Below are 14,229 nucleotides of genomic sequence, written 5' to 3'. Positions count from 1 at the left end.
CACACGAAGGGCGTCTCTGCACTCATTTGCTGAGAATCGGAGTCGTTTCTTCGCTGCCTTTAGGAGGCCACAAATTGGCGGTTCGGAAAGAAGTATGAAGTCGCGATACTCTCTATCAGGAACTCGCGCCCGTCGACTTTCGGCAAAGTTTCGTCTGCGTCAATGACAAACATCTTCGGTTGAGTTGGCCTCAGGGTGTGCGATCAATTGTTGGGAGCCTGGCAATTCTTTGCGACGTCGACGCAGTACCAGGTAAAGGGCTAGCAGCACGCACAGCGCATAGACGATTGCCACGGCGCTCCAGCCCAAGGTGAATCCGCCCGGTGAGCTGATTAGCGCGCCCATGGTCAGCGGCCCGATGGTGAAGCCGCCGAATTGGCCGGCGGAGACCCAGCCGGTGGCCATGCCCATGGAGGAGGTTGGCACGCTGCGAACAACCGCAGCCATCAACACTACCGAGACCCCTAAGGCCGAAGCGCCATGCAGGGCCACTGCGAGCCAGAGGAAAGCCGGGGACCGGGTGCTCCCTGCCATGATGAAGGCGAGTGCACCAGAGAGAGCCATCGCAGCTAGCAGCAGCAAGAGGGGTGCGGCGGCCATGCCGCGGGACATCATCCGCCCCCAACCCACGCGTGCCACCACACCTATCGCTCCCGCCGCGGCCGCGGCAAACCCGCCCAGGACAAGGGTAAAGTTCAGCTCGCGCACCGCATATAGGGACAGATATACGTTGGTGGCCTGCACGCCCATGCCGTTGACGAAGCCAAAGGCTGAAAGTGCGTAGATCAGGGTGGTGTTGTTGACCGGAACTGCGGGGATGGGCACCGGATGGTGGGCATCGACCAGTGTGGGGACCTTGGGGAGCAGCGGAAGGGCAGCCAGGGTGCGCACGGTCAATATGCCCAGAATTCCGGCGACCACTGCACCGACGGCGTTGGCTCCGTGCCAGCCGATCCACGCCGCAATGGTTGGGAAGGCCAAGGATGCGACGAGCTGACTTACCTGTGGACCCGATTGCTTGACACCAATCCAGCTGATGCGTTTGTCCTCCGGGACTCGTTCGACCAAAATCCGGTTAGTGACTCCGTTGGGGAAGGACTGTGCGAGTCCGGAAAGTCCCGACGCGACAAGCAGCAACACATAACCGCTGGGGACGGCGGCCAGGGCAAGGGCCGCGGCGGCCATGCCAACGACCAGGGTGAGCAGCAGGGAATCGGACTGCTTATCGTTAAACCTGCCAAATGCCGCGTTGCCGATGGCGCCCGCGGCAAAGCACGCCGTCCCGAGGAGGCCGAATTGCGCCGCGGAGATTCCCAGCTCGCCGATTACCATGTTGCTGGTGGCGCTGAGGCTGGAAAGCAGCATCGGGCCGAAGGCCACAGTGGCCAGCATGGCGGCCAATGGCAATTTCCCGGGAGGCCTGGTCGGGGTTGGCATTCAGCGCTCCGTTCACATCATAAAGGGCAGGGTTGGTGCCATTTCGAAAACATGGCTGATCCACTGTTTGAGCCAAATACCTCGGCGCGGATCCATGATTTGGCAAAGAAAGTCGCGGCGAAGTCCAACGCGCACCTGAGCATGCGGTGCATATTTCCGGTAACCCGGTTGCCGAAGAAGTAACGATGCCGCCTTGTCCATGGACGATGCCCCAAATCCGGATGGATCGGGGGCATCGTGAGTAAAGGTGTAGATAGGGTGTACGTCGGTTTGCTGGACGATCCCGTGTACCTGAGGGGCGGCCCACGTTCACCCTGTGCCCGCGCCCCGCTGGGCGCTTTTCAAGAGACGGGGGCCCTGTTGGCTACAAATCGAGTACGAGCTTTTTCCCTTTGCATCGACTTACGCAAAGCATCATCACTTTGCCGGAATCTTGATCTGCAGGAGTGAGGAAATCGTCCCGGTGATCGGGTTCGCCTTCGAGTACCTTTGTCTCACAGTCACCGCAGTATCCTTCTTTGCACGAGAAAGGCTGCTTCGGAATAATCTTGAGAACTTCGTCCAGAACACTTACACCTTCTGCGACTTTGAGCGTGACGCCCGTTCGCCGGAGCTCCACCTCGAACGAGTCGCCGCTGATGTCCACTGGTCCGTTGGCAGCGAATCGTTCGAAATGTAGGCCACCGAGGTGGCTGTGAGCGGAGAATTCCTCCGCAACAGCGTTGATCATCACGCTTGGTCCACAGGTGTAGACCATCGTGCCAGCTGGTGCATTCGCCAGAATACTGGGCAGGTCCGGGTACCCTCGCTCTGATTCGATCCACAGATCCACCTGCTCGCCGAAGGAGCTGAGCATTTCGCGATAGGCCATCGAACTAGCGCGGCGTCCGCCGTAAACAAGCGACCACTGAGCGCCGGAGTTCCGAGCCTGCTGGATCATCGGGATCATCGGTGTGATTCCGATCCCTCCGCCGATGAATAGGTACGAGTCAGCTTCTACAAGGTGGAAATTGTTTCGAGGTAGGCTCACGCGCAGCTCGGAGCCGGCCTCGACAACCTCGTGAAGTTCCTTCGATCCACCGCGGCCGTTCTCATCACGCAGAACGGCAATCGTGTACCTGGATTGGTCTTTCTGGTCCCCGCAGAGTGAGTACTGACGGGTCAGTCCCGAAGGAAGAGTCACCTCAATATGGGCCCCGGGTTCCCAACCCGGTAGGGGCCGTCCTTCCGGATGTTGGAACGATACTTCAACGACATTGTCGGCGATAACAGTCGCCTCAGTGACCTGAAGGGTCAGACATTCGAGGGTGGTGATCATTGGCTTATTTCTTTCGGTGCTTTATCAATCGACTTCAGGCTTGCTGAGAACCTCAACCGATTGTGTTGGTGTTTTGATTTCGGGAAAGTTTGCACATCCAAGATGCACGCTTATGGTCTGCGACCAGCCAATCCGCCCCCGCTGACCATCACGTTTAGATCGTGACTTCATCCGAATATCCCGCTTCGAATATCGGGCGACGCGCACCTCCAAGGTCTTGACTATGAGTTGCTGTAGGCGTCCGCTTTCTCCTGCTCAGCGGTTTCCCTGCGTGCCAGGCGCTTGGAAAGGATGAACCAACACGCAGTGGTGAGGAGGATCGGTCCCGCCAGCAGCAGCACGATATCCTGTGCGGGCCAGGCGAAGCCAAGGAGGATACCGGCAATCGCAGGTCCGACAATTGATCCGATTCGTCCAGCTGCCGACGACCATCCGACTCCCTTGGCGCGGACCGATAGCTCGTAGACTGACACCGCGATGCCGGCCTGCCCCACGGTGCATGCTGTGATACCCATGCCGGAGATGCAGATCAGAATCATCAGAACGACCGGATTCACCGGAAGCAGAGCGACGCCGGCGGTCGCGAGTGCCGCAGTCATGGACATGACAACCAGTGGCCTTGAGGCGCCAAACTTCGCGGAGGCCGCGATGAGGATGAAGCCGCCGCCCATTCCGCCGAGGCCGAAGAACGCCAACCCCAGACCTGCGGTGGAGCGGTCAATGCCGAAGGCTTCGAAGAGCGTCGGCAGCCAAGACTTCAGGGTGTAGCTCACTACGAAGATGAGGAAAGAGGCAATCCACAGCACCAACGTGGACGTCCGCAGTTCCGAACCAAGGACCGCGACGGCGCTGCTGTGATCGCCGACTTTCTCCTGCTCGACAGGTTTTGGAGAATATGGGACGAGGTACGCCAGCAGTGCGGCAAGAACGAGCGGTACCGCGCCAGAGAGCCAAAGTGTACCGTCAGCGCCAAGGCCATCGATGAGCGGGGCGCCGGAGAATCCCGCAACCGTTGTGCCGGTGATCAGGCCCGTGGCGGTGAACACCGCGATGGACTGCCGCTTTTCGGCGGGGCCGTTCTGTGTACCGATCACGATGGCTATCGGCGCCACAATGCCCAATCCGATTCCAGTGACGGCTCGAGTCACGCTGAGCAGGCTCATGGACTCAAGGGGCAGAGCGGCCGCGCTCATCAAGGTGGCGACCCCAAATAGTGCGACACCGAACACCAATGTCCGTTTCAAACCTATCCGCCGGGACAGGGACCCGCACGTGAGATACCCGACGACGACCCCCAGGCTGGTCAGAACCAAGGGGTAGGTAAAGGCAGCAGCCTTCAAACCCCATTGGTCTGCAAGGTGCGGAACCAGCAAGGCGAGGATCGCGGTGTCGTAGCCGTCGATGAAAACCGCGAAAAATACCAGCACCAGCACGGCTTTGCGAACTTTTATGGGCAACGAACTATTTAGTGCTTTGTTGCTTTCGACCATGGCTTGGCCTGCTCCCTACATACTGGTTGACGTTTTTGATGGATGAGGGCGTTGGTTGCGACACCTTGTGAATCTTCTGATGTGAGTGCATCCGCTGTGGCGACGCCGAGTTCACGGGTGGCTCCGGGAAGTCTGGCTCAAAGAGAAGTAGTGTGACCAACATCTCAACTGCTTGTAGTATCGTATGACCATAGTCCAATTGCAAGGACTAAGCGAAAGAAAGTCAGCGGCCCACCCGTCCTGCTGGCCAGCAAGCCCGGCAGAGGAGCTGCTCCGGATCCGTGCGGCTCGCTTGAGTGTTCGACCGGCGTTGCGCAACGGGGCTGCGCACCACAAGTGCCGCTCAAAGCCGGCGCGCAGAAGACGCTAGACCGTATTATGATAATACGGTAATGTGCTTCTCATAGCTTTTTTGTCCCCTGTTCAAACGGCTGATCCGTTGTTGACCAATGTTGTTCCCAGGAGTTGAAGTGAGCGTTCTTGATATCGAAGCACTGACTGAGCCCGAATTGGCAGAGATTATCGGTCAGGGCGAGCTCGTCCCGCTGCTGGCGGCACTGGCCCACCTGACAGGCGATCGTCACTACCTCGCGCTGGAAGCTCGGCCCCGGTCCGTGACGGTGTTGGGCAGAGCCGTGGCCGGGGTGACCGACGGCGCCGCACTGGAGTTGGCAATCAGTGGGTTGAAGGCGATCTCTGGAAAGGATCCCCACCCCGTGGATGCGCCGGTTGACCGTGAGCTCATCGAGTACCTCGTTGGTACGCCGATCGATGACGGTACTGAGGATATGCTGCGTTACCAGTTGGGCATTCCCCACGATCAAGGTGCGCCGCGCTGGCAGGCGTCAACGTCATCGGAGGCCGGACTCTCTGTTGCCATCATCGGTGCTGGCATGTCCGGAATCTTGATGGCCCGGCGTCTGGATCAAGCAGGCATCCCTTACACCGTTTTCGAACGCAACGCCGATTTTGGTGGCGTCTGGCATGAGAATACCTATCCGGGCTGCCGTGTCGACACCACGAACTACATCTACAGTTACAGCTTCGCCACTCGTGACAACTGGAAGCACGACTTTTCGCTGCAACAGGCGGTCCAGGGATACCTACGCGAGGTGGCCACAGAGTTCGGTGTCGACAAGAACGTTCGCTTCGGGACAGAACTGTTGGCGGCTACGTACAACGAGACCTCCTGTACCTGGCAGTTGACGCTCGACGGCCCGGACGGGCCATACGATGCTGAGTTTTCCGCAATGGTCTCCGCCGTCGGCCAGCTGAACCAGCCGAAGATTCCCGATGTTCCAGGGATTGACTCATTCGCCGGTCCGGCATTCCACACGGCCCGGTGGGACCAGGATGTAGATCTCACCGGGAAGCGAGTGGCCGTCATTGGTACTGGTGCCAGCGCGTATCAAGTGATCCCCGCGATCGCTGATCAGGTCGGAAGCTTGACGATTTTCCAGCGCAGCGCGCCGTGGATGGAGTGGACACCGGCATATACCGAGGAAGTCAAGCCGGGCTTGCGCTGGCTCTTCGAGAACGTCCCCACGTACTCGCACTGGTACCGTGCGTACCAGTTCTGGATTACGGCCGACGCCCGACGCCCGTACTACACAGTTGATCCCAACTGGGACCGGCCGGGATCGGTCTCCGCAGAGAACGAGGAGCTGCGGCAGCACCTGGTAAATGGGCTGGAGCGACAGTACCAGGACCGGCCGGATCTGCTGGAGCGTGTGATTCCCTCATATGCCCCGTATTCCAAACGTCTGCTTCGCGACAACGGGCAATGGGCGAAAACGCTGCACCAGCCGAACGTCCGACTGGTCTCGGACCACATCGAGGCCATCGACGAGCAGGGTATCCGGACTTCCGCCGAGCACATCGACGTCGACGTCATCATTTACGCAACAGGTTTCAGGGCTTCGGAAATCCTGGCCTCGGTCGATGTCACCGGCACCGACAGCCGGAAACTGCGCAATGAATGGGCCGGTGACCCGAAAGCCTACATGGGCGTCGCCGTACCGGGATTCCCTAACCTGTTCTGCCTGTACGGGCCCAACACCAATGTCGTGGTCAGCAGTAGCCTCTTCTTCTTCGCGGAGAGCGCAGCGAACCTCGTCATGTCGGCCCTCGAGCATCTCGACAAGACCGGCGCGGGCGCCGTCGATTGCACCCAGGAAGCTTTGGACCAGTTCGTCGCCGAGATCGATGAAGCCAGCAAGCTCACTGCATGGGGGGCCTCGAACGAATCGACCTGGTATAAGAGTGCATCGGGTCGGGTCTCGCAGAACTGGCCACTGCGCGTACTCGACTACTGGACAGCAACCCGTGAGTTGCCCATGGAGAAGTTCCAAGTCCTTCGACCGGCCGTCCGTGATTTGGAAGTTGCGCGATGACCATGATGTCCCTTTCGCACTACTGGATACCAGGCATGCAAGGCGTCCCTGTTCTTCCTACGGTGGCGGCCGAGCATGTGTTGAATATCGATCATGGCGACGCAATCAGGGTTCAGCATGTTTCAGCACCATCGCACATAGGCACCCATATCGACGCGCCGAGCCACACTTTCGCCGACGGGCGCACGATCGACGAGTACCCGTTGGAGCGGTTCATTGGGTCTGCTGTGATTTCGTCTCCGACATGCTCGTACGGCACCACCATTACGGTTGATGACATTCTCGCGGGCGGACCGGAACCGCAGCGAGGTGAGATGCTCTTGATCCACACCGGCTGGGGTGCCAAGTTCGGGGATCCAGGCTATTTCAATCATCCGAGTCTGGATGAGTCGGTGGCCGTCTGGGCAGCCGAGCTCGGGCTCAGCATGATCGGCATGGACCTGTTGACGCCTGAGCTGCCGGCGCAGGATCGGGATGCGACCTTTGCATTCCAACTGCACCGAGGCCTGCTGGGTGCCGATGTTCTGATCGGGGAAAACCTTGTTTTTCCTCACATCGAGGAGCGCAGAGTGCGTGCTGTTGCAGCTCCCGTTGCCTTGGCCGGGGGCGATGCCGGCTGGACCAATTTCGTTATTGAGTGGTGAAGGAACTATGAACAAAAACATGTTGAGCACATCATTGGGTGCCATTGACATCGCATACCACGACGTCGGACCTCGTGACGCGGAAGATGTGATCGTCCTCCTGCACGACGGCGCGTATGGCAGCTCTGCCACGCTCGCATGGGAGCGGATGATGCCCCTGTTGGCTAGCCGTTTCCGGGTGATAGCGCCGGATCTGGTTGGCTATGGAGCATCTAGCAAGGTCACGTTCTTCGATCGCCCTGCGCAGGCGGCCCATGGAGAGGTGGTCGCGGCGTTGCTCACCAACTTGGGAATTGAAGCACCGCGGGTTCACGCCGTGGGCTCGTCGTTTGGGGGAAGTGCGGCCGTCACCGCAGCACGCACGCGGTTCGGACGACCGTGGACCTCGGCGGTCTCGATCGGCGGATCTCTAGGGTATGGCCGGAATGGCGTCGCATTCGATGAACTGCAGCGATACGACCAGTCAATTGAGGACGCTCGTCGGATTACTGGCCTGTTGGTCGAGGACGTCGACCAGTGGGAGGCCCACGTGAAGGAGCGCCATGCCAACGGCCTGCTTCCTGGCCACTGGGAAGCCTTGTCCGCAGCTCGGGTCAAAGCGCCCCAGCGTAACGCGGCTGCCGCCCCGCCACCGCTTTCTGTGCGGCTCGCCAGCTGCCAAGCGCCGGTCCTCTTCGTGGAAGGCGAGAAGGACCAGCTTCTCGTTCGCGGATGGACGGAAGATCTTGCCGCCATGGTGCCTAACGGGAGGGCTATAACTGTTCCCGGTGCTCACTGCCCGAATATCGATCGCCCTGAAGGCGTACTTGAAGTTGTCGTGAATTTTGTAGAAAGCGTTAGCTCAGAAAGGCAGGTCCTGGCATGACACAGGGAGTCATTTTTGCGTGGTCAACCCCCGTCGAGGGTCATGAGGAGGCGTTCCACAGCTGGTACGACGACGAGCACATCCCCTCGCGAGTGAATCTGCCCGGCATCGAGGCCGCCAGACGATACGTCAACTCTGAACCGGGCCCGACAGCACAGTTCGCCGTTCGATATGACGTGTCGGACATCGAGGTCTTCAACACACCAGAATTCAAGCAACTGCGCACGCATCCGTCGCAGGAAACCCGCAGGGTCATCGAAAACACCGTTGATTTTGATCGCTTCGTGGGTGAGGAGATCATCTCGCAAGGCAACACGTGGCATGCGGTCGACCCCACTTTGATGTACGTCGTGACATTCAGCGTTCCTGAAGACTACTGGAACGAGTTCGAGGCGTGGTACGCGACCGAGCACTTGCCGATCATGCTTGCCGAACCACTCTGGGCCGGCTGCCAGATCTATCGCTGTCTCGACAACGACCGCAGCAGCGGTGCGCCGGGCAAGGAAGCAAAAGAGTCATGGACACACGTGGCCTTCCACTCCTTGCGCAGCGCGGAAGCAATGCAGAGCCCCGCTCGCGAGCGTGCCCGCGCGACCGCTTGGCGCGAGCGTTTATCTCACAACGCGTGGCACCGAGCTTCAGTCCGCCATGTCTTCGAGCCCCTGAGCCAGTGAAATACCGGGATGGCCGGGCAAGCTAAACGCCATGTAGGTGTACTGCTTACGATGAGCGTCAAGGAAAGCGAATTACCATGACAGAACTCGCAGATGACTATCGAGTCACCCGTAGCGCAGCACCCGTTCGCGAACAGGCCGTAATCCAGCTGCGCAGCCTCCTGACCAGAAGGTTCCAGCCCGGGGACCGGGTTACCGAGGCAGCTGTGTGCGAACTCCTCGGTACCAGCCGGACCACTGTTCGAGAAGCCTTGAGGCAACTGGAGACCGAAGCTCTCATTGAGATCGTTCCGGGCAAGGGGCCCACGGTTGCCAAGGTGGGCGAGAGCGACGTCCGCGATCTGTACGAGATTCGAGAGGTTCTGGAGTCGTTCGCTATCCTGCTCTTCATAGGGCGTGCCAGCGAAGACGAGAAGGCGCGGCTCGCGTTTGCTTTTAGCGAGCTTGAGAAGGCTCATGCGGGCGGCGAGGCCGCTCGGGTTCTCGACGCCAAGCAGGTTTTCTACGACCTTCTCTTTGAAGGTGCTCACAACAACACCATTTCGGCATTGTCCCAGCGGATTTACCACCAAGTCGCCAGGGTGCGACTGGCGTCGTTGTCGGCTGATCGGATCCGAGCGGGAATTGGCGAACTGCGGGTCGTTCACCAGCTCATGGTGGCGGGCTCAGGGCAGGAAGCTCAGGAAGCCTATGCCGTACACATGCGGAATGCACGATACGCAGCAGTTGAGGCTGTCAAGAGGTTCAGCTGACTAACACCTACGCATGGAAGTTCTCCATCCGTCCAGTCCGCCGTCGAGCGATTCTGCGCGACGGCGGACTGAGCCGCCCTCTCCCGACAACCCCGAGATCGCTCCCATAGGTGTCTCCTGCCGGCCGGGTGGTGAAAGCCGTATAGGGTCTCGGCCCCGTTGCGTCTAGTTACCACATCTTCCGGAAACAGCGCGGGCCAGCCAGGAACCTGAATGGGGATTTTAAAAACATTGACCTACCACAATACCGTAGTACGATAATACGAGATGGCGAACACGTCAGTAATGCAGGGTGGAAAGGATACCCAAATGGCTTCAGCAGGTGAACGCGTCAGCGATTTGCTGGCGGAATTAGGCGTAAGTTGCGTCTTCGGCGTGGTGGGATCTTCAGCGATGGAGATCTACGACGGGCTCCATGCAAACCCACATGTCAGGTACATCGGGGCGCGCGACGAGCGCGCGGCCACCGGCATGGCGGACGGCTACGCCCGGGCCAGCGGAACACTCGGAGTGGTGCTGGCCGGCCAGAGCGGGCCTGGGGTCACCAACCTGATCTCCGGTTTGGCCGCGGCCAAGGCGGCGCATACACCGATCCTCTCGCTAGGCGGATCGGTCTCGACTGACCAGTGGAACAACGATGCCTTCCAGGAAGTAGACCAGGAAGCTCTCATTAGGCCTGTAGCAAAGGCTGTGTTCACCGTGCTCAAGCCCGAGCGGGTGGTCCCGGTGATCGAGTACGCTGCACGGCTGGCGATGAGTCACCCGATGGGGCCGGTACACGTGAATCTTCCTCGTGACGTACTCATGGGACAAGCCCCGGAAGTCGAACCAATCGGCGCTCTGATGCCGTCCAACCCGAGCCATCCTGAGGCCATCGAACGACTCCTGCGCTTGATCGGATCTGCCGAACGCCCTGTGATCGTCGCCGGCGGCGGGGTCAAGAGCAGCCGGTCAGGAGGGTTGGTCGAGCGGCTAAGTGACCTTCTTCGGATACCGATCGTGACCTCGGCCGGTCACCGGGATGCCGTGAACAACGAGCACCCCCTTATGCTGGGCCAAATGGGACCCCGCGGCGGAGTGCTGGCCGCTGCCGTCGTGGCGGAGGCGGACCTGGTCATCGGGGTTGGTACTCGCTTCGGCTTCAACTCCACCTTCTTCGAGCCGGACACTTTCCGCAAGGACGCTCGGCTCGTTCAGGTCGACGTCGACTCCGCCAGCCTGAACCGGTACTGGCCTGTCGAACTCGCCGTCATGGCCGAGGCCGGATCCTTTTTGGCGGAGCTGCTCTCACACGTTGCCCAGGGCGCTTCGTCCGGCACCGAAGCGGCGTGGTTCGAATCCGTCAAAGAGCGGGCTTCACAGTACCGGCTAGACCGCTCGACCCTTCCTGAAACCAGCAGCAAGAGCCCGTTGGACGATGCCGCCCTCTTCCATACCTTGCGCCAGTCGCTACCACGGGAGTCGATCATCAGTCTCGACGCCGGCACATGGTGCCTTAAGGCTTCGGAGGCCCTCGATCATGCGCTGACGCCCTCCCTGTTCACACCCCTGGACTTTGCCTCCCTCGGGTTCGCGTTCCCGGCCGCCATCGGTGCGCAGTTGGCCTGCCCGGAGCGACCATCGGTGGCACTGCTGGGAGACGGCGGAGCGCTTTACACAATCGCCGAACTCAGCACGGTGCTAGAGCACGACATCCCCGTCACGATGATTGTGATGAACAACTCAGCATGGGGTGCAGAGAAGGCTTACCAGCACGACTTCTACGAGAAGCGGTACATCGGGACAGAGCTGCCATCACACGACTTCGCAGCGATCGCCGAGTCCTTCGGGATCCGTGGTCTCAGCGCAGACAGCGTGCAGAGCCTCGAGATCGCCATCAAGGAGGCGTTCGCTGACCCGATGCCGACTGTGATCGATGTTCGCATTGACCCGGAGATCCTCTTCAGCTTCCGCAAGGACGTCTTTAGGAAGTACAAGTGATGGGCGCGCAACGTACAGCGGTTGTCACCGGCTCCGGCCGAGGCATCGGGAAGGCGACCGTCGAACTTCTCCAAGCTCATGGCGTGAATGTGATCGGAGTCGACCTCGCCGGCGCGGACATCAATGCTGATCTCTCTACGCTGGAAGGGCGCGAGGCTCTTGAGGCCGGCGTTCGCGAGCGATGCCCGGCCGGCATCGATGTCATCGTGGCGAATGCGGGGGTCCTGACCGATGACGAACTGAGTATTCAGGTCAATTACTTCGGTGCCGTCGAGACGCTCGAACGTCTGCGTCCGATGTTGCGTTCCGACGCTCCGCGCGTGGTCGTGGTGGCCTCCCGCTCAGTCCTGAAGCCGGTCGATCATGCCATCGTCGAGGCATGCTTGGACGGCGATGAGGCGCGGGCCGTTGCCTTGGCGCAGCAGACCGGATCCCCTCACCTGCTGTATGCAACCGGCAAGCGGGCAATTGCCCGATGGATCCGACGCAACGCTGGATTACCGGCCTGGGCAGGTGCCGGCATCGCGCTGAACGGTGTCGCTCCAGGAGCTGTCCTTACCCCCATGATCGCCCAACGCGATCCGGCCGAGCAGGCGCGGCTCGCGGTCGAGCGTCCCATGCCGTTGGGTGGCATGGCTACGGCGGAGGAGGTTGCAGCACTCATAGATTTCCTAGCAGACGCCAAGAACTCGAAGATCGCCGGCCAGCTCATCTTCATCGATGGGGGCGGCGAAACGCTGATGGGCCAGGAAGATATCTGGGAAGCCATGGTGAACAAGCAAGCTTCCACAGCAACAGCAAATTGACTCAAGGACCGACCGCCCGCGGCGGGATTCTTCTCCTGACCGACGGTCTTTCCCTAGGGGCGGGGCAGTGATAGTTTGTGACCATATGATGGTATGACAATAAGTCGAGACAAGACTCATCGTCTCGGCGGATGGAGCAGCATGAGTACTACACAGTCAGGCAACGGCCAGCCGTCAGGGTGCCCGTTCTCCAACCCCAAGGACTTCACGCCTTGGGCCCCCGAGTTCGTCCAAAACCCGTATCCCACCTTCAAGTGGCTTCGTTCGCTTGGCCCTGTCGCCTATTCCGAGGCGATGGGCTACTGGGTGATCAGCAGTCACGAAGCCATCAAGCAAATCCTGATGGACGAGGAGCGATTCTCGTCAAAGATGATGCTCCAGACCATGACCAAATGGCCCGAGGACGTCGCCCGGGAACTGGCAGCCGTCATTCCCGACCGTCCAATGCTCAAGGATCTCGACGGCGAGGCACATGACAAGGCGAGGCGTTTCCTACGTTTCGCCTTCACTCCCCGCCGGCTGGAATGGATCCGAGGTGACGTCGAGCGTATCGCTGACGAGTGCCTGGATTCGTTGTTCGCCGACGGCGAGGGCGCAGCTGACATCGTCCGGAGATTCACCGACATCGCACCCATGCGTGTGCTGATGAAGTTCCTGGGAATTCCGGACGACATGAGTGAGCAGATCCGGGCGTGGTCCCATAACCGCGAGGACATGCTGCAAGGCAACCTCACAGAAGAAGAGCTGCGGGCCGGCGTGAAACCGCTGAAAGACTATTACGCATACGCACGTCAGCGGATCGAGGAGCTCGAAGCGAATCCCGGCGATGACTACATGAGCGAGGTCATCAAGCTATGGAAGCAAGAACAGCCGGAAAACGTCATGTGGGACGACGTCCTCAACATCCTGATGTCACTGATGAACGCCGGCCACGCAACAACGACCGACCTGATGGGCAACGGTCTGTGGGCATTGCTGACACACCGTGACCAGTGGGATAAATTATGCGCTGACCCGGAACTTGTCTCCCACGCCGTTGAAGAGATGCTGCGATGGGAAACAAGCGTTCCCGCGTGGCGACGGCTAGCACTCGTTGACCTCGAGATAGAAGGCCACCACATCCCTGCGGGATCCAAGATCTTCCTACTGCTCGGATCGGGCAACCGGGACGAATCGGTGGTATCCGACGGAGAATCGTTCGACATAGAACGCACAGACGGCCGCCAGTACCTGACGTTCAGCGCGGGCGCCCACTACTGCTTGGGACAATCACTGGCCAAGCTTGAGCTCAACACCTACTTCCGGCGACTCGTCACCCATTATCCCCAACTTCAGGTGCGCGAGGGCTTTGAACCGGACTACCGCGTCAACGCATTCCATCGTGGCCCGAATTCGCTGCCAGTCGAACTGGGACCGGAACCCCTCCACGCCGGCGGTGGAGTGGAGAGGAACGCGCGGTGAGAATGCTCATCGATCGCTCCAAGTTCGTCGGCCCCAGGCGGCTGTGAGGCAGACATTCGAGCCTCCGGGACATAGGTTGAACGGGCGCGAAAGTGTCTGGCGATAGGGTCGGCGGCTGGGATGCCAGCAGCCGCCGACCCTGTTACTCAAGCTACAGCGGCATCGAGGCCATCCTCGATGCAGTTCCACTGACGATCTCAGCAGTCCCCGGCGGGACCAGCAAAAGGGCTCATGAGTTTTCCAGACCCCTAAAACTCAGCGCCGGCAACTCCAGCCATCCCGTCCCTAGGGCTCCCGCAAGCTGGCGACCCTAAGGGCACCACTAAACCTGAGCACAACGCATGGAAAGGAACCTTCCATGGTTCGACTGTGGAATCAGCTGGCTCCACTACTGGACGCCAGTGGCTAC

General features: G+C 60.1%; 11 protein-coding genes. 8 read left to right on the top strand and 3 right to left on the bottom strand.

What is annotated here, in order from left to right:
• Positions 1–159: 159 nt before the first annotated feature.
• From ABEA18_RS23260 to ABEA18_RS23250, 3 genes are all read right to left on the bottom strand, one after another.
• Positions 160–1,437, bottom strand: a complete 1,278-nt coding sequence (locus ABEA18_RS23260; protein WP_345453362.1) for an MFS transporter — start codon at positions 1,435–1,437, stop codon at positions 160–162.
• 364 nt (positions 1,438–1,801) lie between these two features.
• Positions 1,802–2,755 (bottom strand): PDR/VanB family oxidoreductase, encoded by a 954-nt coding sequence (locus tag ABEA18_RS23255; RefSeq protein ID WP_345453359.1) that lies wholly within the window; start codon positions 2,753–2,755, stop codon positions 1,802–1,804.
• Positions 2,756–2,976: 221 nt separating this feature from the next.
• Positions 2,977–4,245 carry an MFS transporter gene (locus ABEA18_RS23250; protein ID WP_345453356.1) on the bottom strand — a complete coding sequence of 423 codons (1,269 nt, stop codon included), beginning with the start codon at positions 4,243–4,245 and terminating at the stop codon, positions 2,977–2,979.
• 470 nt (positions 4,246–4,715) lie between these two features.
• On the opposite strand from ABEA18_RS23250, the gene ABEA18_RS23245 reads away from it, so the two are divergent.
• The 8 genes from ABEA18_RS23245 to ABEA18_RS23210 all read left to right on the top strand — a co-directional run bounded on the left by ABEA18_RS23245 (position 4,716) and on the right by ABEA18_RS23210 (position 13,820).
• Positions 4,716–6,638, top strand: a complete 1,923-nt coding sequence (locus ABEA18_RS23245) for a flavin-containing monooxygenase (protein WP_345453353.1) — start codon at positions 4,716–4,718, stop codon at positions 6,636–6,638.
• Positions 6,635–7,282 carry a cyclase family protein gene (locus ABEA18_RS23240; RefSeq protein ID WP_345453350.1) on the top strand — a complete coding sequence of 216 codons (648 nt, stop codon included), beginning with the start codon at positions 6,635–6,637 and terminating at the stop codon, positions 7,280–7,282. The genes ABEA18_RS23245 and ABEA18_RS23240 overlap by 4 nt, the downstream gene beginning before the upstream one ends.
• Before the next feature lie 7 nt (positions 7,283–7,289).
• On the top strand, positions 7,290–8,147 hold the full coding sequence (locus ABEA18_RS23235) for an alpha/beta fold hydrolase (RefSeq protein ID WP_345453347.1): 858 nt from the start codon (positions 7,290–7,292) through the stop codon (positions 8,145–8,147).
• Positions 8,144–8,821, top strand: coding sequence for a hypothetical protein (locus ABEA18_RS23230; protein WP_345453344.1), 678 nt, complete (start codon positions 8,144–8,146; stop codon positions 8,819–8,821). Before ABEA18_RS23235 ends, ABEA18_RS23230 begins: the two co-directional genes overlap by 4 nt.
• A gap of 77 nt (positions 8,822–8,898) precedes the next feature.
• Entirely contained in the window at positions 8,899–9,573 is a 675-nt protein-coding gene (locus tag ABEA18_RS23225; protein ID WP_345453341.1) for a GntR family transcriptional regulator, read from the top strand.
• A gap of 309 nt (positions 9,574–9,882) precedes the next feature.
• Positions 9,883–11,553, top strand: a complete 1,671-nt coding sequence (locus ABEA18_RS23220; RefSeq protein WP_345453338.1) for a thiamine pyrophosphate-binding protein — start codon at positions 9,883–9,885, stop codon at positions 11,551–11,553.
• Positions 11,553–12,359, top strand: a complete 807-nt coding sequence (locus tag ABEA18_RS23215; RefSeq protein ID WP_345453335.1) for an SDR family oxidoreductase — start codon at positions 11,553–11,555, stop codon at positions 12,357–12,359. Before ABEA18_RS23220 ends, ABEA18_RS23215 begins: the two co-directional genes overlap by 1 nt.
• Before the next feature lie 141 nt (positions 12,360–12,500).
• Complete coding sequence (locus ABEA18_RS23210; protein ID WP_345453332.1) at positions 12,501–13,820, top strand: cytochrome P450; 1,320 nt, start codon at positions 12,501–12,503, stop codon at positions 13,818–13,820.
• Positions 13,821–14,229 lie beyond the last annotated feature (409 nt).

This window comes from Arthrobacter gyeryongensis (genome assembly GCF_039543785.1).
GTDB lineage: Bacteria > Actinomycetota > Actinomycetes > Actinomycetales > Micrococcaceae > Arthrobacter > Arthrobacter gyeryongensis.
The sequence above is the reverse complement of the archived record's forward strand: the minus strand, read 5'-3'. Positions and strand labels throughout refer to the sequence as shown.